Source organism: Pseudomonas sp. SWRI50, assembly GCF_014269095.1.
Classification (GTDB): domain Bacteria; phylum Pseudomonadota; class Gammaproteobacteria; order Pseudomonadales; family Pseudomonadaceae; genus Aquipseudomonas; species Aquipseudomonas kermanshahensis.
Genome location: NZ_JABWRW010000002.1, coordinates 152572 through 173416 on the forward strand (window position 1 = coordinate 152572; position 20845 = coordinate 173416).

Here is a 20845-nt window from a genome sequence, read left to right on the forward strand (position 1 = left end):
GCTCCCACAGGTAATTGCGCAGGCTCGGACCTTGTGATCTCCAACAAATACCTACTGAGTCAGGTAGTTATGTGTTGTTCTTGAGGTTGTTTGTCACATCACCGGGCCTGGCCGGAGCTGCGCGCTCTTAACGCCTTGGCAACCTCCGCCTCTATCTTGTAGGCCGGGCCTTCCAGCTCATTGAAGTCACGCGTGTAGCGCCGGGCGAACTCATCGATGCCTAATGCCTGGTACTGCTGCACGTGCTTGAGCTCGTGCGCCCACAGCGCCACATTGTCTTCAGCATCGCTGGCATGGCGGAAGATGATCGTGTCGATCAGTGTCACGGCATTCACATCGGGGTTTTGCAGCATCGCGTTGGCTGCGCTCATCTGCTGTTCATCACCAACCCTGAAGCGCGCGGCATCGAGCACGGCAAAGTCATACCAGGGTTCGAGTTGGGCGCGGATGTGTAGCGGGATCGGCTCACTGCCGCTGGCGCTGGCTTCGTCACGGGCCTGGCGCAACGCGTAGGCCAGGCTGGTTGAGGCCATGGTTTCGACGTCCTTGAGGATCTGCCCGGCCTGGCCTGGGTCGACCGGCGCACAGAAACAGCCCATCAGGCAGACTTGGTACTGGCCCGGAGGGCAGGTCTGTTCAGCAAACACGGGCACGCTCAAAAACAAGCCAAGCAACAGGTTAACGGCTTTCATTCAAGGCCTTTTCGACGAAGCTGCGGCTGGCATCGAGTACTTCGGACTGCACGGCTTCGCTGGCGAGCATGCGCCCGATCAGCAACGCACCGACGCATTGGCTGATCAACACCCAGGCCAGTTGTTCATCCTCCAGTGTTGCGCTCCAGGCGTTGTGCAGCTCGACCAGCCAATGTTCGGCCACCTCACGCACCGGTTGATCTGCCCGGGCGATTTCCACCCCGAGCGGCGGCAAAGGGCAGCCCCCTTCGGCATTGTGCAGGTGGGCCAGGCTCAGGTACTGCTGCAGGCAACGGCCAAGGCGCTCGCGGCTGGCACCTTGGTTGGCCAGGCGCGCCAGCGGGCTGTTGCAAAGTTCCTGGCGAACGACTTCGGTGAACAGGTCATCTTTGGAAGGGAAGTGATTGTAAAAGGCACCGCCGGTCAGCCCGATGGCTTTCATCAGCCCAGCTACGCCAGTGCTGGTAAAACCGCCGCGTTTGGCCAGTGCACCGCTGGTGGCCAGCAGCTTTTCGCGGGTTTGTTGCTTGTGGTCGCTGGTATAGCGCATTCCATAGCCTCTGCACGCTTGGCTTGACGATGGGGGCGATCATAACATAGCGTTCGTTTACTAAACGATCATTCACCAAAGGGGCGCACATGACTCAACCACAAAAAGTAGTGCTGGTGATCGGCGCGGGGGATGCCACAGGGGGCGAGATCGCCAAACGTTTCGCGCGGGAAGGCTACGTGGCCTGCGTCACTCGCCGTCAGGCGGACAAGCTGCAACCGCTGCTGGACGAGATCCGCGCCGCAGGCGGCCAGGCTCATGGCTTTGGCTCCGATGCGCGTAAGGAGGAAGAGGTGGCCGCGCTGGTTGAGACTATCGAGCGTGATATCGGCCCGATCGAGGCGTTTGTCTTCAATATCGGCGCCAATGTGCCTTGCAGTATTCTCGACGAAACGCCGCGCAAATACTTCAAGATTTGGGAGATGGCCTGTTTTGCCGGGTTTCTGACGGCGCAGGCGGTCGCACGGCGGATGGCGGTGCGTGAGCGCGGCACGATTCTGTTCACAGGCGCTACTGCAGGTACCCGTGGCGCTGCTGGCTTTGCCGCATTCGCCGGTGCCAAGCATGGCCTGCGGGCGCTGGCCCAGAGCATGGCGCGTGAGCTGGGGCCGCGCAATATCCATGTCGCCCATGTAGTGGTGGATGGGGCAATCGATACCGCGTTCATCCGCGACAGTTTCCCCGAGCGCTACGCCCTCAAGGACCAGGATGGCATCCTCGCTCCGGCCCATATTGCCGACAGCTACTGGTTCCTCCACGCCCAACCGCGAGATGCCTGGACATTCGAACTGGACCTGCGCCCCTGGATGGAACGCTGGTAAGCCCCCTCGTCGAAAGGACCCTATCCATGACCAAGACCGTCGAATTTTTCTTTGACCTCGGCAGCCCCGCCAGTTACCTGGCGTGGACCCAACTGCCGGGTATCTGTGACCGCCATGGCGCGGCGCTGCATTATCGGCCCATGCTGTTGGGTGGGGTATTCCAGGCCACCGGCAATGCCTCGCCGGCAATGATCCCAGCCAAGGGCCGCTACATGTTTACCGACCTTGCACGCTTCGCAGCGCGCTACGGTGTGCCGTTTGGGCTACCACCGGGCTTCCCGATGAATACCCTGATGCTGATGCGCGGTGTAATCGGCACACAGTTGCAAGCACCGGAGCGCTTCGAGGCACTGTTGCGGGCATTGTTCAACGGCCTGTGGGCCGAGCGACGCAACCTGGGGGACGCGGCTGTGTTGCAGCAGACGCTGGAACAGGCCGGCTTTGACCTTGCCGCGCTCACTGCCCTGGCGGGCGACGCGCAGGTGAAGGCGGCCCTGAAGCAGGCCACCGAGGAAGCCGTTGCGCGCGGTGTATTTGGTGCGCCGACCTGCTTTGTCGGTGATGAGATGTTCTTTGGGCAAGACCGCCTGGATTTTGTCGAGGACGCGGTGCGTCAACCGGCCAGGCGTGCTTCCAGCTGAGTGCGTTCCCACAGGCTGAGCAGGTCGGTGGGGTTGGTGCCGTAGCGGTGCCAGTCTTCAAGGCCGGCCTGATCACCGTTGGGGGCCACGCACTGGACGCATTGAGCAAGGCCTTCGGCATCCACGGCCAGGGTCAACTGCCAGCCTTCGATCAGCACATCGACCAGCCCTTCGGCCCGCTGGGCGGTGATGTGCAAGGGGTGGACGCCCAGGGCTGCGTCACGCAAGCGCTGATACGCGGCCCGTGTGTTCACGGTGCCTGGGCGGTTCACGGTCAGAAGTTCGCCGGGGTGTTGGCGCTGATGATTTCGGCCTCATCCTGGCCAATGTTCTTGAAGCTGTGCGGCAGGGTAGTGGGGATGTAGTAGCCATCACCCGAATTGAGCACGCTGACCTGGCCATCGACCCACAGTTCGACGGTGCCGCGGGTGACCAGGCCGCACTCTTCGCCTTCTGCATGCACGATCGGCTCGCCCGAATCGGCGCCCGGTGCGTACAGTTCACGCAGCATGCGCATTTGACGGGCCTCGACACTGGCACCCACCAACAGCATGCGCAGGCCGTTACGGCCCAAGTCTGGCTGCTCGCTGGCGCGGAACACGAAGCGCTCTTCCCGCACCGGCTCGTCGAAGCTGAAAAACTCCGCCAAGCTCATCGGGATCCCTTCGAGCAGTTTTTTCAGGGAGCTGACCGAAGGGCTGACGCGATTCTGTTCGATCTGCGAGATCGTCGAGTTGGTCAGCCCGCTGCGGCGGGCCAGTTCCCGTTGGGAGAGGTTGTTGCGTTCACGCACCAGTTTGAGTCGCGTCCCCGTGTCCATAGCCGCCTTTAATCAGAGGTGTCAAAAATTATGAGCGACGCATTAAAACACACTCTGCACGCTTGCGCGCTGTGCTTATCAGGCACGCGGTTCGCGTGGCATCGGCCATAGCCCGACCAGCAGCAACAGCGCGGCTACCGCCATGAACGGCAAGCGTGGGTCAAGGGCATACACCAGGGTGCCGGCCAGTGGCCCGATCACCGCGCCCATGCCCTGGGCGGCGCCGATCGAGCCCGCTGTGGCGCCTTGTTCCGAGGCTTGCATGGCATTGGCTGCCAGCGCCGAAAACGCCGGGAACACAAAGCCCATGCCGGCCGCAGCGACGAAGAAGCACGCCCACAGCCAGGGTGCGGTGGTCGCCAGTGCACCGCAGGCAAAGCCCACGGCCGACACGCTGGCGCCCACCCGGATCATCTTCAGCGGCGGCCATTCCAGCTGGCGCAGCACAACTTGGGCCAGGATCAGCGCCACACCGACCGTGGTCAGGGCAATGCCGGCGACCTGAGCCGCGTCAGCCGGGCCCAACTGCAAGCGGTCCAGGGCGAAGAAACCGACGATGATCTGTGACACGGTGACGCTGAGCATGGCACTGAAGGCCACCAGCAAAGGCCGGCGCAGCCGCGGATCGCTCAGTTGCACCGGGCTGGGCGCATGGGTGTGCGCCAACGCTTGTGGCTTGAGTGTGAACAGCAACGCGAAGAACGCGGTGGCCGGCAGCAGCGACATGAGGTGGAACGGCAGGCTCAGGCTGTACCGCGCGAGCAGGGCGGCCAGCGCCGGGCCCAGCACGAGGCCGACCGCGTTTGCCGCGCCCAGTGAGGCCATGGCGCGGGCTCGGCGCTGCGGTTCGACATGGTCGGCGATCAGTGCATTGCAAGCCACTGGGATGGCGGCGTAGAAGGCGCCGATGCAGCCGCGTGCGAGCATGAGGCCGATAAAGGCCAGGGTTGCACCCGGCATCCAGCGCAGCGCGCCTTCGACGAATACGCACAACAGCCAGTAGGCCACGGTAAAGCCTGCGCTGCCCAACAGCAGCACGCGGCGGCGGCCGAGCCGGTCAGCCGCGCGGCCCCACGGGCGTGCCAGCAACACCCAGACCACCCCGGCGACGGTAACAGCGGCACCGGCCTGCCAGGTGGCCATGCCGAGTTGGCGGGCAATTGGGCCTATCAGGGCAACGAAGGCCATCATCGACATGGTGCAAGCCATGTTGGCCAGCAGCAATGGGCGTAAGTCGAGCGTGCCGGCAGGCACGAGAGTGGCAGGATCCTTTGCGACGTTCATGGGCAGTCCAGAGAAGTTCAGCGATAAGTGCGCCGATGGTAATAAGCATTATTATCGATTGTCGACCGCCCTGAACCGCACCGGCTTATTCGCTGCGACGCAGAGGGCCAGGCCACATGCTACGCAAGACGCCGTCGCGGCGCACCAAAGCGTGCATCAGCGCTGCGCCTAGGTGCACCAGGATCGTCGCGAACAGCAGGTAGCCAGCCCAACCGTGGGCTTGTCGCAGCACGGCATACAGCTGCAGGTCGTGGGGGGCGATTGCCGGTAATTGCAGGGGCCGCGGGTAGCCACCGGCCGACAGCATGGCCCACCCCAGCAGCGGCATGGCCAGCATCAGGCCATAGAGCAGTACATGCGAGGCCCCGGCGGCGAACCGCTGCAGCGGTGGCAGGTCGCGTGGCAGCGGTGGGTGTGGCAAGGCCAGACGCAGGCCGATACGCAACACCACCAGTACCAGCAAAGCCAGGCCCGTGGCCTTGTGCAGGCTGATCAATACGGGGTGGCGCGGTGACAGGTCGCTGACCATGCTCACACCGATGAACAGCATGGCCACAATCAGCACCGCCATCAGCCAGTGCAGCAGCCGGGCGAGGGGGTGGAAGGCTTCAGGTTTCATGGGCGGGCTCCAGTGTCGAGCGATTCACGGCTGCGGCGGTTGAACGATTCTGAATAGGCGGCGGATCGGGCGGCCAGAATCGGGTCGGCAGAGGCTTCGATGCCGTGGGGCAGGATCAGTGGGTCGAAATTAATGTCGCGACAAGCACCTTGCTCAGGCGCGTCGACCTGTTCGAGCACAAGCGTGCCGGCGTCTACACTGCGCCGTTGCGCAGGCCATGGGCTTGCCGGGTTGTCCACGGCGTCGCCAGGCTCGGCCAGGACCAGGCGCAGGGTCCAGCGCAGCGGCCCTTGAGCCAGGCGCTGTTGCAGGTCGTGCTGCAGGTATTGTTTGTCGTCCACCTGGCCTGGCAGGGCGGTAAACGGGGTTTGCGGCTCCAGTTGCCAACGTACCGGCTGTGCCGCCCCAGCGGCGTCGATGAGGCGGAAGGCATTGATGCTGTGATACTGGGTACTGGCGAAGCTGTTGCTTGGCTTGTAGCTCGCCGCCCATTGGCGGAACGCCGCGCTTTCGGGGTGGGCGGCAAAAAACGCTTGTTGCCTGGCCGGGTTTGGTTTGCCGGTGGCCGGGTCTGGCGTACTGGCCAGGACCTGTTCATAGAAAGCCTGCGGCGTACCCACCGCCAGCACCGGCGGGTTGTTCATGCCGGTACGCCAGACTTGCCCGTCGTCAGTGCTGAGCTGAAGCGCCAGGCTGCGCACCGGGATTGCGGTGTCCGGCGCGAACGGGTTGGCGCCGCCAATGGCAAAACGGCCGATAACCGGCACGCGTGCCTGGCTGAACACGCGGGCCGTGGACAGGCTGGCAGCCTGGCCGCTGGCCTGGAAGTAGCCCGAGACACAGAGGCCTTTTGCGTGGTTCTTGCGGTAGCCTGGGTAGTGCCCAGCCTGGGCCTCGAAGGTGTCGATGATGCGCTTTGGCGTCAGTTCAGGTGCGCCGATCCAGCCGGCGGCATAGGCAAAGCCTGCGCCGGCAGCCAGCATGACAGCGCCGATGGCCGCCAGGCGCAGGGCCTTGGCGGGGCCGTGCAAAGGTGAGTTCATGATCATCGTCCGGTTCTGTGAAGGTGCCGGTACGACGCTGCAGGGAAAAACTTATTCCCTCGGCGGGAATAGATTTTGTTACCGGGCGTCTGCCTCTTACACTGACAACCCCAGAGGCCGGGACATAGCCATGCACGATCTGGACGAACACCAGTGGCGCGAGCTGCTGGCACGTTTGCGCCGCTTTGCCTTGTGGTTGACGCGAGAACCGGGCAGCGCCGACGACCTGGTGCAGGCCACCGTCGAGCGAGCCTTGAGCCGCCAGGGCCAGCAACGTGAAGCTGAGGCGCTGCGCGCCTGGCTGTTCACCATCCTTTATCGGCTGTTTCTTGACGGCAAACGCCGCGACCGTCTGCATGCCCGTTGGCTGTCCTGGTTCGGCCGAGCCGAGGTAGAAAACGAGCCCGTTGGCGGCAATATCGAAGACATCGTGCTGGCCCAGGCCGACCTGCGTGCCTTTGCTCGGCTGTCGGCGGAGCAGCGTGCTTTGCTGCTGCTGGTGAGCATCGAAGGTTTGAGTTACAAAGAGGCCGCCCAGGCCTTGGGCATCCCTATCGGTACCGTGATGTCGCGCTTGTCGCGCGCCCGCAATGCCTTGCGCGAGCTGACCGAGGGCAACCCTCAACCCCCGGCCTTGCGGAGACTGAAATGACACGCCTGATCCCCACTGAAGATGAGTTGCATGCCTACATCGATGAGCGCTTGGCGCCTGCTCGCCGGGCAGAGGTAAAGGCCTGGCTGGCGGCCAACCCGCAGGAGGCGGCGCGGGTCGAGGGCTGGCGCAGCGATGCGCGGCGGCTGCGTGTGGCACTTGCCGGCCTGGGTGAACAGCCGGGGGCTGCGCAGCTGGATCTGGGCCAATTAAAGCAGCGGCTGCGCCAGCGACGTCAACGGCGTTGGGCATCGGCGGCAGTGCTCGTGCTGGCGATTGGTGTGGGTGGTTTGGGCGGTTGGCAGGCACGGGATGCGATGTTGGCCCGGGTCGACCTGCCCATGGCCGATGCGGTCCAGGCTCATCGGCTGTTTGCCGGTAGCGAGGCGCTGGATATCCAAGCCAGCGACCCGACTCAATTGCGTGACTGGTTGGGGCGTCATTTCAGCCGGGTAGGCCAGCTGCCGGACCTGGCGGGTTACGGTTTCAGGCCGGTGGGCGCGCGGTTGCTCAGCAACGAACAAGGGCCTGCGGCGCTCCTGGTGTTTCAGGATGGCAAAGGGGAACGCATCAGCCTGTTTCTGCGCTCGCCGGGTGAGCGTTATGAACGCATGCCCGAGGGGCAGCGGGTTGATGGGCAACTGGAGGCACGGTACTGGTCGCATGGGGCGTATAACTTTGCGTTGGTCAGTGCGGCGGACGATACGCGTGGGGCGGGGGTAGGGGAGGCGTTGCGGTTGGGGTTGTAGGGTGATGGTGATGATTTGGTTGAGTGGGTGTGGGCAGCCAGGCGTAGGGCATTGGATTTTTATCGCCCGTGAGATCGAGCGCCGCGCGGGCGGCGCTCGATCTCACGGGCGCTGCAACTCAAATGCCTTACACCAGACCCGCGTCAGCTCAACTCCAGCCAGATCGGTGCATGGTCCGACGGCTTTTCCATCCCGCGCAACTCATAGTCCACACCCGCCGCCTTGATCCGTGGCACCAGGTGCTGCGACGCCATGATCAGGTCGATGCGCAGGCCACGCTTGGGTTCGTCCTCGAAACCGCGGCTGCGGTAGTCGAACCAGCTGAAGCGGTCGGCCACGTCCGGGTGCAGGTGGCGGAAACTGTCGACCAGGCCCCAGCCTTTAAGGCGCTCCATCCATTCGCGCTCTTCCGGCAGGAAGCTGCATTTACCGGTCTTGAGCCAACGTTTGGCGTTGTCCGGGCCGATGCCGATGTCACAGTCCTGGGGCGAGATGTTCATATCGCCCATCACCAGCACCGGCTGGTCGTTGCGGAACTGGTTTTCGAGCAGGGCTTGCAGGTCGCTGTAGAAGCGCTGCTTGGCCGGGAATTTGGTGGGGTGGTCGCGGCTTTCACCTTGGGGGAAGTAGCCGTTCATGATGGTGATCGGGTTGCCGTCGGCATCGGCGAAGGTGCCCCAGATGAAGCGGCGCTGGGCGTCTTCCTCATCGGTGGCAAAACCCTTGTGCAGGCTCAGCGGTGCCTGGCGCGACAGCAAGGCGACGCCATAGTGGCCTTTCTGGCCGTGGTAATGCACGTGGTAGCCCAGTGCCTGGACATCGGCCAGAGGGAACTGATCGTCGCTGACCTTGGTTTCCTGCAGGCCGATCACGTCAGGCTGATGCTTGTCGATCAGCGCCGCCAGCTGATGCGGGCGCGCTCGCAGGCCGTTGATGTTGAAACAGACGATCTTCATGGAAAGACAATCCCGGTAAAAGCCGCGATGCTAGCCGACATCGCGCGGCATCACCAGCATGGCGGGTTCGGGGTGCTGCTGCTAACGTGCTGTAGGGGCTGAACGATGCGCGGTGGAGCACACTCCAAGGCATTGCAAGCCCATTCCAGGAGGACTGCCCGCAATGCCCGAAACCACTGCCACGCCGGCGCGTATCTGCCAGCTCGACGACGGCTACAGCCGTGAGGCGCGTTCGCTGCTGTACAACGCCTACCGCCATGAACCTACCTTTGCTTACATTTTCGAGGCGCAGCGCCCAGGCTATGAGCGCCGCCTGCGCGTGATGGTGCGTGAATGGGTGCGCCAGCACTTTTACCTGCAACTGCCGGCCATTGGCCTGTTGCTGGATGACCGCTTGATTGCCCTGGCCCTGATCGTGCCGCCGCTGCGCAGGCTGGGGGTGGCCGACAGCTGGGCCTGGCGTTTGCGCATGATGCTGGGTACCGGCCTGCGCTGCACGCGACGCTACATGGACTACCAGGCGGCATTGGCCAGTTGCTTGCCTACAGACCAGGTACACGTCCTGCCTCTACTGGGCGTGCACCCGCAATTTCAGGGGCGCCAGTACGGTGAGCAATTGTTACAAGCTGTGCATGACTGGTGCGCGGAAGACCCCAGCACTCAGGGCGTCGTGCTGGATACCGGCAATGAACACTACCTGGCGTTCTACCAGCGTCAGGGCTATGAGGAAATTGGCGAGGTTGCCGTAGGGCCGATCCGAGAAAGGGTGTTCTTCCATCCCAACCCCGTGTCTTCAACGTCCGCTTTTGCCTGACAAGCCGCCAGACGGCTCCCTTGAGCGCCCGGCTCTGGTAGCATGCCCCGCATGACGTATTCAGGAAGATTAACCTGGGGCCTGGTTTTCTGGGTCGCCAGTTTCGCAGCATGGGGCCAGAGCGAGTTGCTGGTGAAGGTAAAGCCAGCCAACAAAGCGCTCAAGGCCAATGTCGAAGGCTATATCGGCAACTTGGGTGACCGCGATGAAGAAGCGCTGCTGCGCTTCAGTCGCGGGGCTCAGGAGCAGGCGCGCAAAGCCGCGCAGGCACTTGGCTACTATCAAGCCCAGATCGATACCGAGGTCAAGCCTCCCGCCAAAGCCGACCAAGCCCCGCAATTGATAATCCAGATCGCCCCCGGTGAGCCTGTGCGCCTGCGCAACGTGACGGTGCGCATCGAAGGGCCTGCCAGTGAGATGAAGGCGTTTCGAGTGCCCGACAGCAAGGCACTGCGCGCTGGCGAGCAGCTTAACCATGGGCTTTACGAAGATGCCAAACGGCTGATCCAGAACCAGGCTTCACGCTATGGCTTCTTCGCCGGCCGCTTCAGCCGCCAACGCCTGGCAGTCGACCCCCAGGCCGGCGTGGCCGACATCGAACTGGTCTACCAAAGCGGCCCTCGCTACCGCCTGGGCGCGGTCAAGTTTGGCGGTGACACACCGCTGGATGAAGACCTGCTGCAACGCATGGTCTCGTTCAAGCCAGGCACGCCCTATGACTCCGAGCTGATTGCCGAACTCAACAACGACCTGCAATCGAGTGGCTACTTTGAAGGTGTGCGGGTAGATGCTGCGCCGACTGCCGCCGTGGGCGAGGACATCCCGGTGGAGGTCCGCCTGGAAACCCGCAAACCACGCACCATGGGCCTGGGCCTGGGCTTCTCGACTGACGTCGGCCCCCGTGGCAAGGCCAACTGGACGCGACACTGGGTCAACCCTCAGGGCCACAGCTACGGCTGGGAAACCGAACTGTCGGCACCTCGGCAGAACGTCGGCCTGTGGTATGACGTGCCGCTCGACCCGCCGCTGACCGACAAACTGCGCTTTGCCGGTGGTTACCAGAACGAGGAACTCGCCGGTACCGACACCCTCAGCAAGCTGCTCACCGTCGGGCCAGAATGGCACAGCAAGTTGCCCAGTGGCTGGCAGCGGGTTATCTCGCTCAAGTACCAGCGTGAAGAGTACCGCCTGGGCGATGACTCGGGGCTGAGCAACTTGCTGATGCCGGGCGTCAGCTTCTCGTACCTGCGCAGCGACAACCGCATTGACCCGCACAATGGCTACCGCCTGCAGTTCGATACCCAGGTGGCGAAGGAAGGCCTGGTCTCCGACACCAACCTGCTGCACGGCAACGTGCTGCTCAAGGGCCTGACCACGCTTGGCCATAACCATCGCTTCCTCGGCCGGGTGCAATTTGGCGGCAGCGCCACCAACGGCTACAAGAACAACATCCCGCCATCGCTGCGCTTCTTCGCCGGTGGCGACCAGAGCGTGCGTGGCTATGACTACCAGACCTTGTCGCCGAAAAACAGCGACGGCGACCGCATCGGTGGCCGCTACCTGGTGGCTGGCAGCGTCGAGTACCAGTACTCACTGACTGAAAAGTGGCGCGTGGCAACCTTTGTCGATCAGGGCAACTCGTTCAACACCTTCGAGCTGCCAAGCCTCAAGACCGGGGTGGGCATTGGTGTGCGTTGGGTTTCACCGGTTGGGCCATTGCGCCTGGACCTGGCCAAGGCCCTCGATGACGAGGGCGGTATTCGCCTGCACTTCTCCATGGGGCCTGAGCTGTGACACGTGTGTTCAAATTCGTACTGCTGGGCGTGCTCGGCGGGGTGGTGGCCGTGGGCCTGGCGCTGGGCGTGCTGGTGGGGACCGAAAGCGGGAGCCGCTGGGCACTGGCCAGGGTGCCGGGGTTGCAGGTCGCTGACTTCCAAGGGCGCCTGGCGGGCAGTTGGCAAGCCAGCCAGCTGAGCTGGGTCGAGGGCGGTAACCGGGTCGAGGTGCAGGCCCCGCTGTTGACGTGGTCGCCCGGGTGCCTGCTGCGTGCCACCTTGTGTATCGATCAACTGCAGGCGCAGCGCATCGACATGGCGTTTGCACCCAGCGATGCACCGGCTGAAAGCGGCCCGCTGCAACTCCCGGCCCTGCGTTTGCCGGTCGCCATCGAGCTGGGTGAGGTCAAGATCGGCCAACTGCGACTCGACGGCAGCGACCTGCTGGGTGATGTGCAACTGGCCGCCCACTGGACCCAAACGGGCATGCGCATCGACCGCCTGCATCTGCAGCGCGATGACCTGCGCGTGGACCTGCAAGGCGACCTGCAACCTGAGGGCGATTGGCCGCTGCAGTTGCAAGGGCAAGTTGAGCTGCCTTCGGTAGAGGGTGAAAGCTGGCAACTGGCGTTGACCGCGCACGGCGAGTTGCAGAAAACCCTCACACTCGAAGGCACCAGCTCGGGTTACCTCGATGCACGGCTGAACGGTGAGCTACAAGCGCTGGCTGAAAACCTGCCAGCAACGCTGCAGATCCGTTCCGACGCTTTCAAACCAACCGGGTCGCTGCCGGACACCCTGCAGTTCAATCAGCTTGAGCTCAATGCCAAAGGTGATTTGCTCAAAGGCTATAAATTATCGGGCTCAGCCAGTTTGCCGGCTGAGCAGTCGCCGATTACCTTGGTCCTGTCTGGGCGGGTGGATAGCAAAGGGGCCAAGGTCGATGCCCTGGACCTCAACGCCAGCGATAACCAGCGGCTGAAGCTGCAGGCCAGTGCCGACTGGCAACAGGGCCTGACTGCCGATGCCCAGCTCGATTGGCTGGACTTCCCATGGTTGCGCCTGTACCCGCTGGAGACGCCGCCTGACGTCACGCTCAAGCAATTCAATGCCCAGGTGCACTACCGCGATGGCAATTATCAAGGCACCTTCAAGGGTGATCTTGACGGCCCGGCGGGGGCGTTTTCCCTGGCCAGCCCGTTCGAAGGTGATTTGAACCAGGTGAAACTGCCGCAGCTGGCGCTCAGCGCTGGGCAAGGCAAGGCCGAAGGCAGCGTCGCGGTGCGCTTCGCCGATACGCTGGCGTGGGATGTCGACCTGCAGCTCTCGGCGCTCGACCCCGCGTATTGGCTTGCCGAACTGCCCGGCACCCTGGCCGGGCCGCTGCGCAGCAAAGGTGAAATGAAGGGGGATGCACTCAAGCTCGATGCCCAGCTAGACCTTAAAGGCCGCCTGCGCGGGCAGCCGGCAGTGCTCAAGGTCGAAGCCCAAGGGGCAGGGGAAAGTTGGACACTCGGAGCCCTGGCTATCCAGCTGGGTGACAACCGCATCAATGGCAGTGGCAGCCTGCAACAGCGGCTGGCCGGGCGCGTGGATCTCGACTTGCCGCGTTTGGGGCAGCTATGGCCGAGGCTGCAAGGGCAGGTCAAGGGCCGGCTGGACGTCGCCGGGACCTTGAAGGCGCCCCAAGGTACGCTCACTTTGCAGGGCCAACAGCTGGCGCAGGCCGAAAACCGTATTCAGCGCCTGGACCTGGACGCACGCCTGGACAGCGCCCAGCGTGGTGTGATCGACCTCAAGGCCGGCGGCATTCACCTCGGTGACACGGCACTGGGCACCTTGCAGGCCAATGGCAAAGGCGACATTCGCCAGCAAGCCCTGACCCTGGCGCTCGACGGCCCGCAGCTCAAGCTGGACCTGGGTCTGGACGGCCAGTTGAACAAAGGCGACTGGCGTGGTCGCCTGGCCAGTGGCCGAATCCAGGCCGGAGGCCAGGATTGGCAGTTGCAGGCGCCGGCACGCCTGCAGCGGTTAGCCAGTGGCCAGCTGGATTTTGGCGCCCATTGCTGGCGTTCCGGCCAGGCCAGCCTGTGTGGTGATGACCAGCGCCTGGCACCTGAGCCGCGCTTGCGCTACCACCTTAAACAGTTCCCGCTGGACAGCCTGGCCCAGTGGCTGCCAAAGGACTTTGCCTGGCAGGGCCTGCTGAATGCCGACGTCAACTTGGATATCCCGGCCAGCGGCCCCAAGGGCAGCATTGTTGTGGACGCCAGTGGCGGCACCTTGCGCGTGCGCGACAAGGGGCGTTGGATCGATTTCCCTTATCAGGCGCTGCGCCTGGACAGCACCCTGGCACCTCGGCGCATCGACACCCGCTTGAATTTCCGGGGTGAGCGCCTGGGCGAACTGAGCCTGAATGCCCGCCTCGACCCCTTGGGCAAGAACAAGCCATTGTCGGGCGATTTCCGCCTGGCGGGCCTGGACCTTTCCGTCGCCCGACCGTTCGTGCCCATGGTCGAACGCCTGGCCGGGCAGTTGAATGGCAGCGGAAATTTATCGGGTACGCTGCTTGCACCGCAGGTCAACGGCAACCTGGTACTGAGCCAGGGCGAGGTCAGTGGTGCCGAGCTGCCGGTGAGCCTGCAAGACCTGTCGTTGCAGGCTACGATCGCCGGTGAACAGGTCCAGCTCAACGGCGGTTGGCGCAGTGGCGAAGCGGGGCGCGGCCAACTGTCCGGTAACCTGACCTGGGGGCAGGCCTTAGGCATGGACCTGCGTTTGCAGGGGCAACAATTGCCGGTGACGGTCGAGCCCTATGCGACGCTGGAAGTCGCACCGGACCTGAACCTGCGCCTGGTCGACGACAAGCTGGCGATAACCGGCAAGGTGCAGGTGCCAAAAGGCAAGATCACGGTACGCGAGCTGCCGCCCTCCACGGTGAAGGTGTCTGATGACACCGTTATCGTTGGCCATCAGACCGAAGAGGGCAAGCCGCCCATGGCGATGGCCATGGACATCGATGTCGATGTCGGGCGCGAAAAGCTGTCGTTCAAAGGCTTTGGCCTCACGGCCAACCTGTTGGGCCACGTGCATATCGGTGACAACCTCGATACCCGCGGTGAGCTGAGCCTGGCCGATGGTCGTTACCGCGCCTACGGGCAGCGCCTGACCATACGCCGGGCGCGCTTGCTGTTCGCCGGCCCGCTCGACCAGCCGTACCTGGACATCGAAGCGATTCGCAAAGTCGATGACGTGATTGCCGGTATTCGCTTGAGCGGCAGTGCCGAGCAGCCCACCACGCAGGTGTTCTCCGAACCTGCCATGAGCCAGGAACAGGCGCTGTCGTACCTGGTGCTGGGTCGCCCTTTGGGGACGTCGGGTGAGGACAACAACATGCTCGCCGAGGCCGCGTTGGGCTTGGGCTTGGCAGGCAGTGCCGGCATTACCGGAAGCCTGGCATCGAGCTTGGGTATCGATGACTTCCAGTTGGATACCGAGGGTTCGGGTAACACCACGAGTGTGGTCGCCAGCGGCAACCTGACCGAGAAGCTGAGCTTGCGCTACGGGGTTGGAGTGTTTGAACCGGCCAACACCATCGCGTTGCGCTACAAGTTGAGCCGGATGGTGTACCTGGAGGCGGCCAGCGGGTTGGCGAGCTCGCTGGATATCTTCTACAAACGGGACTTCTGATCGCCGCGGTCAACGGACCGTGGCAGCCTCGACGAACTCATTGGTATCGGGTGTGGGCGGGGGTGTGGGTTTGGCTATGCGCACCGGTGTGATCAGGCTGGTGTACTCCTCGATCAGCCGGTTAAGCGCTTCAGGCGGCTCACTGGCCTGGAACTGCATGCGGATCTGCACCTCGTCAGGGTCACGACTGTCGCCCTGGCGGCCCTGGCCACCAATGGTCACCTTGAAACTGGCGGCGTTCGTCTCGCTGGCCGCCAGCAGTGCTTGCTGCGCCTCGGTGCCCTTCACGCGGACCGACAGGTCAACCTGCATGCGCTCAAGTGCCAGGCCCTTGGGCGACACTAGCGCAAACAAGGGCACACGCATGATGTGCTGCTCATCCATGGCAATTTCGACCATCTTGGCCTTCATGGGCGCACCCAGTGCTTCGGTGTCGCAGTCGAAGAATTGATCGAACAGATTGATGTACTGCTGAGCTATCAGGCTGTTGGTGGCGCTGGCGGCTTCTTGCAGGCCGCGTGTGATCTCGCGCAGGTCGATGGATGTCATGGGGGCGGGGGACTTGTCCAAACGTTCGGCTCCTGGGTCCAGGGGGTGCCCCCTGTTGCGAGGGGGCGATCATTACCGACCTCAGTTGGCAGCAAGTGCCCCAGGCGTTGCTTTACTGCCCGGCGCATTCTGAGCAGCGGGCGCTGGTTTGCTGCCGTTCGCGAGGCCGTTGAGCGTGTCGGCTTGCGAGATCACGTCCGGGCTATTCAGCTTCGCGGACTTGACGACAGTGGGTTTGGTGGCGGCCTCGGTCAGGAAATCGATGACCCTCATCATCGCTTCAGGCGGGTCTTGGCGCTTCAGGGTCGTGCTGAAAGCGTAGCGGGCGCGGGTATCGGTCTTGCGGGTTTGCGTGGACTTGTGGCTGATGCTGCCCTTGACGTTGAGCTTGAACGGCCCCCAACCCAGCGACCCGGTTGCAGATGCGGCCAGGTTCTTGTCGGTCACGTCTTCCGACATCTGGTTGATGGTCAGTTCGAACTCGACATTACCTTCCTCGATGGCGATGTTCGGGTGGGTGATCGCCGCTACCAGCGGCACTTTCATGGTTTTGCTGACGACGCCTTGGTATTCACCCTGTTCATCGACGATGGTTTCGTCGTAGTCGAACTGGATGGCGACGGCCTTGCCTTCCTGAACGCACACTTGCATCAGAAAGTCGGCGTACGACTTGCTCGCGGTAACTTGTGCCTGAACCATGGCTTGCAGGGGGCCTGCGATCATGCGATCCATCGGCAAGGCATTGATGACGGACCCGATGAGGCTGTTGTCTAGGGACATAGCTGGATTCTCTTTTTAATGGGTGCAGCAAACGTGGCCGTCAGTGGCGACCATTAGGGTTATCGCCTAGCGAACATAGGGGGTCCTGTCGGCGGATATTGCCGATCTGCCGCAGGCTCAGGCCGTATTTGTCGGCCAGCAGGCTGCGTGACAAGCCCTCGGCGCTTTCCTGCTGGATCTGTAGGTTGCGCAACTGGCGCATGAAGTGGTCGGCTTTGGGGATTTCCAGGGCCACACCAGCGAAGCGCTTGATCAGCGCATCGAGCGCCTCGGCCGGGAGCACATTCGCGAGCTTGGTGCGCTCGCGGTGCTTGGGGATGTATTTGGGTCTGCCGCCATAGGCGCAGGTGAGCTGGAATGCATTGTCGATACCGATGCAGTCGATCAGCGCTTGCAGTGAGTGGGGTAACTGGCTGATGTCTATCCGGGTAAGGTCTGGTAACTCCATGCGACGCTCCATCGTTCGGTGTAGATGTGGTAAGCGATCACCTGCGGCGTTGTGTCGAAGGTGTGACCGAATTCTCAGGTAGAGCCAAGGTGCGTCGCTAGGCGCCATATAGGCTTGGGTTTGTAGCCTCGTTGAACAGTGTTTGCAGGCAGTGATTTCCCTTCTTGTAGGACATGCCTTCAACTATTCGCTGCAGCCGGTGAATTCCCGCTGTGACACGCCATGACTCACTTCCTGGGGCCAGTGACCTTCAGTCGCACGGATAGATGCTCAACAGGCTTGCGCTTCTCAGGTATGCCTTGGGGGTCGTGCTCATGTCTTGGGGCAGGGCGCGCCAGTCGACCAGCAGGCACAGCGCGCGGAACGCATGCTCGGCGCGTTTTCCTATAATGCGATCGGGAAAATCTCGGCGATAAAGTGCCCGAGTCTGCTTCACTGCGTGCACTTGGTCGGCCTGTGCCAGTGTTTGTCGGGCCAACTCCGGTAACAGGGTTGCCGGCACGGTGAAGTGCACCTGGGTGGCATGAGCCTGCAGGTAACCCGCTTCGCGAACGCTGTACCAGAGTTGTTGCCATTGACTGGATCCGGCGCTGGCCCCCAGTTCATTGCCTAGCTTGAGCAACTGTTCGGTGGGCGCCTGGCGCGTGTCCAGTGCGTAAAGAGGGAGGGGCGTCACAGCAAGGGATGCGAACAGCAGGGATTTGTACATGGTGCCTCCGGCACGGGCGATGAGGGCCCATGCTTTCAGGCGAGTGGCACCACACTAAGCAGGAAATGCAGCGCCAGTGCGGGTGGGCGTTGTATCATTGCCGCGGCTCGTTGCGAGCCTTTTGCCCCTGATGTTGCAAGGAACTTTCAATGACACACGTGCAGCGCCTCAAATATTCACTTCTGATCATCCTGGTGGTACTGGGCCTCATGGTTGGCCTGTCCCACCTGCAAAAGCAGGGCACGATCAGTGAGCAGACCTTCCAGTTGCTGGCGATCGCCATTGCGGTGGTCGTGGTGGTCATCAACGGCATTCTGCGGCGCAAGGTCAAGCCCTGACCTGTGCGGGCCGGCCAGGTGTGGCCGGCCGTACGCTCAGCGTGGGGACGCTTGATCCAGCACGGCGCGGGCCTGGGGGTTGAGGCTGTAACATTTGTCGCTGCCCAGGTTGATGACGCCTTCGGCGCACAGCCGCTTGAGCACTTCGCGTACGCTCAGGAACGACAGCGGAATGTCCAGTTGTTCCAGTTGCGCGTGCACGCCACGCACGCCAATGCTGCGGCCATTGCGGTCGGCCGCATGCAGCGCATCGATCACCTTCAAGCGGATCAGGCTGGTGCGCAAGCCAAAGGTGCGTAAAAGTTCGCGAATGTGTTCGTTACCGACACGTTCTTCGGCGAAAGCGTCCTGTCCATTGGGCGCTTTGCCGGGTACGCGTGCAGCCTGCATTGAGGGTTGCGGGTTGTACATGTGAATGCTCCTTTTCGTGGACTAACCCGAAATGTGGTTGCCTCACTTATTAGGACGAATGAGAACGGAAAATCTGCAGCCCGCTCGAAAAAAAATATGCCTGTCCCTGTTCAAGACGTTCTATCGCCTTGTAATACGTAAAATTTTCATTCAGCCATTCGTCTGATCGGGATGACCCCCCGATCCGAGGTGTGCCCGTGTTTTCGATTTCTCGTCCCATAAACAGCGCTGGCCTGGCGGCTGCGCTGGTCGCCTTCAGCACTGCTGCGCTGGCGCAGCCCGCCAGCACGGATGCCAGTGCGCAGATCCGGCGTACCAGCTACGGAGTACCGCACATCGTGGCCAAGGATGAGCGCGGCCTTGGGTATGGCATCGGCTATGCCTACGCACAGGACAACCTGTGCCTGCTGGCCAACGAAGTGCTGACGGTCAGCGGCGAGCGATCGCGGCACTTCGGTGCCAAGGCCAAGACCGTCGAGCAACGGGACAACCTTGCCAGCGACCTGTTCTTCACCTGGCTCAATACGCCGAGCGCCGTAGGGGCATTTCTGCAGGCACAACCGGCACCGGTGCGTGACCTGCTCGATGGCTATGCGCGCGGCTTCAACCGTGCCCTTGCCGAGCGTCGCAGCCAAGGCCTGCCGGCAGAGTGCGGGCAGGGTGACTGGGTGCGGCCGATCACCCGCGAAGACTTGGTCAAGTTGACCCGTCGCCTGTTGGCTGAAGGGGGCGTTGGACAGTTCGCCGAGGCGCTGGCAGGGGCGCAGCCGCCCTCATTGACGAGCCAGCGCGAGGCCACAGGCTTTGCCACGGCGTTGGCCCGGCAGGAGCGTTTTGCCTCGGAGCGTGGCAGCAACGCTGTGGCCGTCGGTTCGCAGCGCTCGGCCAATGGCCGTGGCCTGCTGCTGGCCAATCCGCACTTTCCCTGGATGGGCGGCATGCGCTTCTACCAGATGCAACTGACCATACCGGGCCAGCTGAATGTGATGGGGGCGGCACTGCCGGGCTTACCTGTGGTGAATATCGGCTTCAACCGGCATCTGGCTTGGACACATACGGTCGACACGTCAAACCATTTCACCCTTTACCGCCTTCAGCTGGACCCGAAGGATCCGACCCGCTACCTGCTCGATGGCAAGTCTGTGCCGTTGATGCGGCAGGTCGTCAGTGTCACGGTCAAGGCCGAAGATGGCACCTTGAGCCAAGTATCACGCCAAGTTTACAGCTCGGAATTCGGGCCAGTGGTGCAATGGCCGGGGCGCCTGGATTGGGACGCGCGTGCGGCCTACAGCCTGCGCGACGCCAACCTGGACAATACGCGAGTGTTGCAGCAGTGGTACCGCATCAACCGCGCCGACAGCTTGGACGCGTTGAAGGGCTCGGTGCAGCAGTTGCAGGGCATTCCCTGGGTCAACACGCTTGCTGTCGATGAGGGGGGCGGGGCGCTGTACTTGAACCAGTCTGTGGTGCCGTACGTCGACCAGCAACTGCTGGGTGAGTGCGGCAACCCCAAGGCGCAAGGGCGCATGGTGGTGCTCGATGGTTCGCGCAGTGCCTGCCAGTGGAAGGTCGACGCGCAGGCCGCGCAGCCCGGCATCTTCCCCGCACGATTGCTGCCGAGCCTCGCGCGCAAGGACTTCGTGCAGAACTCCAACGACCCTGCCTGGATGGCCAACCCGGCTCAGCCGTTGACCGGGTTTTCGCCGCTGGTCAGCCGTGATGACCAGCCCCTCGGCATGCGTGGGCGTTTTGCCCTGCAGCGCCTGCAAGGCACGGCCAAGCTGGGTGTAGACGACCTGCAGCGCATGGTGATGGATGATGAAGTCTACCTCGCGAGCCTGCTGCTGCCGGACCTGCTGGCGTGGTGCAAGGGTGCCGAGGCAGATGTGCAGCCTGTGTGTGCCAGCCTGGTCGCCTGGAATGGCAAGGCAGACCTGGACAGCGGCGTTGGCCTGGTGCATTTCGAAAACATGCTCGAGGCCCTGGCGGCTCACCCTGAAAGCTGGCGGGTAGCGTTCAACCCGGCCGACCCGCAGCATACGCCGCGTGGCCTGGCGGTCGAGCAGGCGGCAGTGCGCAAACTGCTGCACGAGGCGGCGTTGGCGTCCCAGCAGCAAGTGGCAAAAAGCGGGGTCGGGGGCGACAGCCGTTGGGGGCAGGTGCAGCAGGCTATCGATGGTACGCCGGTGCCTGGCGGGCCGCAGGGGCTTGGGGTGTACAACGCGATCCACAGTGTGCCGCATGGGCCGGGCAAGCGCCTGGTGGTCAGTGGTACCAGCTACCTGCAACTGGTCAGCTTTACCGAACAAGGGCCGCAGGCGCGTGGGCTGCTGGCGTTTTCACAGTCAAGCGAGGTGGGCTCGGCGCATGCGCATGACCAGACCAAGGCGTTCTCGGCCAAGCAGCTGGCAGTGATGCCGTTTACCGAGGCGCAGATAAAGGCAGATCCGGCGTATCGCGAGACAGTGATCAGCGAAGGGGATAGATAAGTGAATCTGGGGCTG

The 20845-nt window shown here is 63.0% G+C and carries 22 protein-coding genes; 9 read left to right on the forward strand and 13 right to left on the reverse strand.

The window, feature by feature from the left end; all coding sequences use genetic code 11:
- Positions 1 to 98: 98 nt before the first annotated feature.
- Together HU750_RS02845 and HU750_RS02850 are read right to left on the reverse strand one after the other, a co-directional pair.
- Positions 99 to 692 (reverse strand): eCIS core domain-containing protein, encoded by a 594-nt coding sequence (locus tag HU750_RS02845; RefSeq protein ID WP_186676476.1) that lies wholly within the window; start codon positions 690 to 692, stop codon positions 99 to 101.
- Entirely contained in the window at positions 679 to 1242 is a 564-nt protein-coding gene (locus tag HU750_RS02850) for a TetR/AcrR family transcriptional regulator (protein WP_186676479.1), read from the reverse strand. The genes HU750_RS02845 and HU750_RS02850 overlap by 14 nt, the downstream gene beginning before the upstream one ends.
- A gap of 89 nt (positions 1243 to 1331) precedes the next feature.
- Here HU750_RS02850 and HU750_RS02855 point away from each other — a divergent pair, with 89 nt between their 5' ends.
- Entirely contained in the window at positions 1332 to 2063 is a 732-nt protein-coding gene (locus HU750_RS02855) for an SDR family oxidoreductase (RefSeq protein ID WP_186676482.1), read from the forward strand.
- A gap of 26 nt (positions 2064 to 2089) precedes the next feature.
- Complete coding sequence (locus HU750_RS02860) at positions 2090 to 2704, forward strand: 2-hydroxychromene-2-carboxylate isomerase (RefSeq protein WP_186676485.1); 615 nt, start codon at positions 2090 to 2092, stop codon at positions 2702 to 2704.
- On the opposite strand, the gene HU750_RS02865 is transcribed toward HU750_RS02860, so the two are convergent.
- The 5 genes from HU750_RS02865 to HU750_RS02885 all read right to left on the reverse strand — a co-directional run bounded on the left by HU750_RS02865 (position 2677) and on the right by HU750_RS02885 (position 6476).
- Positions 2677 to 2976 (reverse strand): DUF7693 family protein, encoded by a 300-nt coding sequence (locus HU750_RS02865; RefSeq protein ID WP_338109071.1) that lies wholly within the window; start codon positions 2974 to 2976, stop codon positions 2677 to 2679. The two genes, HU750_RS02860 and HU750_RS02865, sit on opposite strands and share 28 nt — an antisense overlap.
- Before the next feature lie 2 nt (positions 2977 to 2978).
- Complete coding sequence (gene relB / locus HU750_RS02870) at positions 2979 to 3524, reverse strand: type II toxin-antitoxin system RelB family anti-toxin (RefSeq protein WP_027594799.1); 546 nt, start codon at positions 3522 to 3524, stop codon at positions 2979 to 2981.
- Between the two features lie 78 nt (positions 3525 to 3602).
- Positions 3603 to 4808, reverse strand: coding sequence for an MFS transporter (locus HU750_RS02875; RefSeq protein WP_186676488.1), 1206 nt, complete (start codon positions 4806 to 4808; stop codon positions 3603 to 3605).
- An 85-nt stretch (positions 4809 to 4893) separates the two neighbouring features.
- Positions 4894 to 5427, reverse strand: coding sequence for a cytochrome b (locus tag HU750_RS02880; protein ID WP_186676491.1), 534 nt, complete (start codon positions 5425 to 5427; stop codon positions 4894 to 4896).
- Complete coding sequence (locus HU750_RS02885; RefSeq protein ID WP_186676494.1) at positions 5424 to 6476, reverse strand: catalase family peroxidase; 1053 nt, start codon at positions 6474 to 6476, stop codon at positions 5424 to 5426. Before HU750_RS02885 ends, HU750_RS02880 begins: the two co-directional genes overlap by 4 nt.
- Positions 6477 to 6600: 124 nt before the next feature.
- Here HU750_RS02885 and HU750_RS02890 point away from each other — a divergent pair, with 124 nt between their 5' ends.
- Positions 6601 to 7122 carry a sigma-70 family RNA polymerase sigma factor gene (locus HU750_RS02890; RefSeq protein WP_186676503.1) on the forward strand — a complete coding sequence of 174 codons (522 nt, stop codon included), beginning with the start codon at positions 6601 to 6603 and terminating at the stop codon, positions 7120 to 7122.
- Positions 7119 to 7871, forward strand: a complete 753-nt coding sequence (locus HU750_RS02895; RefSeq protein ID WP_186676506.1) for an anti-sigma factor family protein — start codon at positions 7119 to 7121, stop codon at positions 7869 to 7871. Before HU750_RS02890 ends, HU750_RS02895 begins: the two co-directional genes overlap by 4 nt.
- A gap of 143 nt (positions 7872 to 8014) precedes the next feature.
- On the opposite strand, the gene xthA is transcribed toward HU750_RS02895, so the two are convergent.
- Positions 8015 to 8827 (reverse strand): exodeoxyribonuclease III, encoded by an 813-nt coding sequence (gene xthA, locus HU750_RS02900; protein WP_027594805.1) that lies wholly within the window; start codon positions 8825 to 8827, stop codon positions 8015 to 8017.
- A gap of 163 nt (positions 8828 to 8990) precedes the next feature.
- On the opposite strand from xthA, the gene HU750_RS02905 reads away from it, so the two are divergent.
- The 3 genes from HU750_RS02905 to HU750_RS02915 are packed head-to-tail and all read left to right on the forward strand — an operon-like array spanning position 8991 to position 15106.
- The gene (locus tag HU750_RS02905; RefSeq protein ID WP_027594806.1) at positions 8991 to 9641 is read left to right on the forward strand and encodes a GNAT family N-acetyltransferase; all 651 of its coding nucleotides are present in this window, start codon (positions 8991 to 8993) and stop codon (positions 9639 to 9641) included.
- A 51-nt stretch (positions 9642 to 9692) separates the two neighbouring features.
- A complete protein-coding gene (locus HU750_RS02910; RefSeq protein ID WP_027594807.1) occupies positions 9693 to 11435 on the forward strand; it encodes an autotransporter assembly complex protein TamA in 1743 nt (580 codons plus the stop codon).
- Positions 11432 to 15106 (forward strand): translocation/assembly module TamB domain-containing protein, encoded by a 3675-nt coding sequence (locus HU750_RS02915; RefSeq protein ID WP_186676509.1) that lies wholly within the window; start codon positions 11432 to 11434, stop codon positions 15104 to 15106. The genes HU750_RS02910 and HU750_RS02915 overlap by 4 nt, the downstream gene beginning before the upstream one ends.
- 9 nt (positions 15107 to 15115) lie before the next feature.
- On the opposite strand, the gene HU750_RS02920 is transcribed toward HU750_RS02915, so the two are convergent.
- From HU750_RS02920 to HU750_RS02935, 4 genes are all read right to left on the reverse strand, one after another.
- Positions 15116 to 15676 carry a DUF2589 domain-containing protein gene (locus tag HU750_RS02920; RefSeq protein ID WP_186676512.1) on the reverse strand — a complete coding sequence of 187 codons (561 nt, stop codon included), beginning with the start codon at positions 15674 to 15676 and terminating at the stop codon, positions 15116 to 15118.
- Positions 15677 to 15736: 60 nt separating this feature from the next.
- Positions 15737 to 16435, reverse strand: coding sequence for a DUF2589 domain-containing protein (locus tag HU750_RS02925; RefSeq protein ID WP_186676516.1), 699 nt, complete (start codon positions 16433 to 16435; stop codon positions 15737 to 15739).
- 40 nt (positions 16436 to 16475) lie between these two features.
- Positions 16476 to 16883, reverse strand: a complete 408-nt coding sequence (locus HU750_RS02930) for a Mor transcription activator family protein (RefSeq protein ID WP_186676518.1) — start codon at positions 16881 to 16883, stop codon at positions 16476 to 16478.
- 250 nt (positions 16884 to 17133) lie between these two features.
- Positions 17134 to 17592, reverse strand: coding sequence for a hypothetical protein (locus HU750_RS02935; RefSeq protein WP_186676520.1), 459 nt, complete (start codon positions 17590 to 17592; stop codon positions 17134 to 17136).
- 149 nt (positions 17593 to 17741) lie between these two features.
- Here HU750_RS02935 and HU750_RS02940 point away from each other — a divergent pair, with 149 nt between their 5' ends.
- Positions 17742 to 17930 (forward strand): hypothetical protein, encoded by a 189-nt coding sequence (locus tag HU750_RS02940; protein WP_027594812.1) that lies wholly within the window; start codon positions 17742 to 17744, stop codon positions 17928 to 17930.
- Between the two features lie 36 nt (positions 17931 to 17966).
- Here the strand turns inward: HU750_RS02940 and HU750_RS02945 are convergent, their stop codons facing one another.
- Positions 17967 to 18341, reverse strand: coding sequence for a fe2+ zn2+ uptake regulation protein (locus HU750_RS02945; protein ID WP_186676522.1), 375 nt, complete (start codon positions 18339 to 18341; stop codon positions 17967 to 17969).
- A 197-nt stretch (positions 18342 to 18538) separates the two neighbouring features.
- Here HU750_RS02945 and pvdQ point away from each other — a divergent pair, with 197 nt between their 5' ends.
- Positions 18539 to 20830 carry a bifunctional acylase PvdQ gene (gene pvdQ, locus HU750_RS02950; RefSeq protein WP_186676524.1) on the forward strand — a complete coding sequence of 764 codons (2292 nt, stop codon included), beginning with the start codon at positions 18539 to 18541 and terminating at the stop codon, positions 20828 to 20830.
- Positions 20831 to 20845 lie beyond the last annotated feature (15 nt).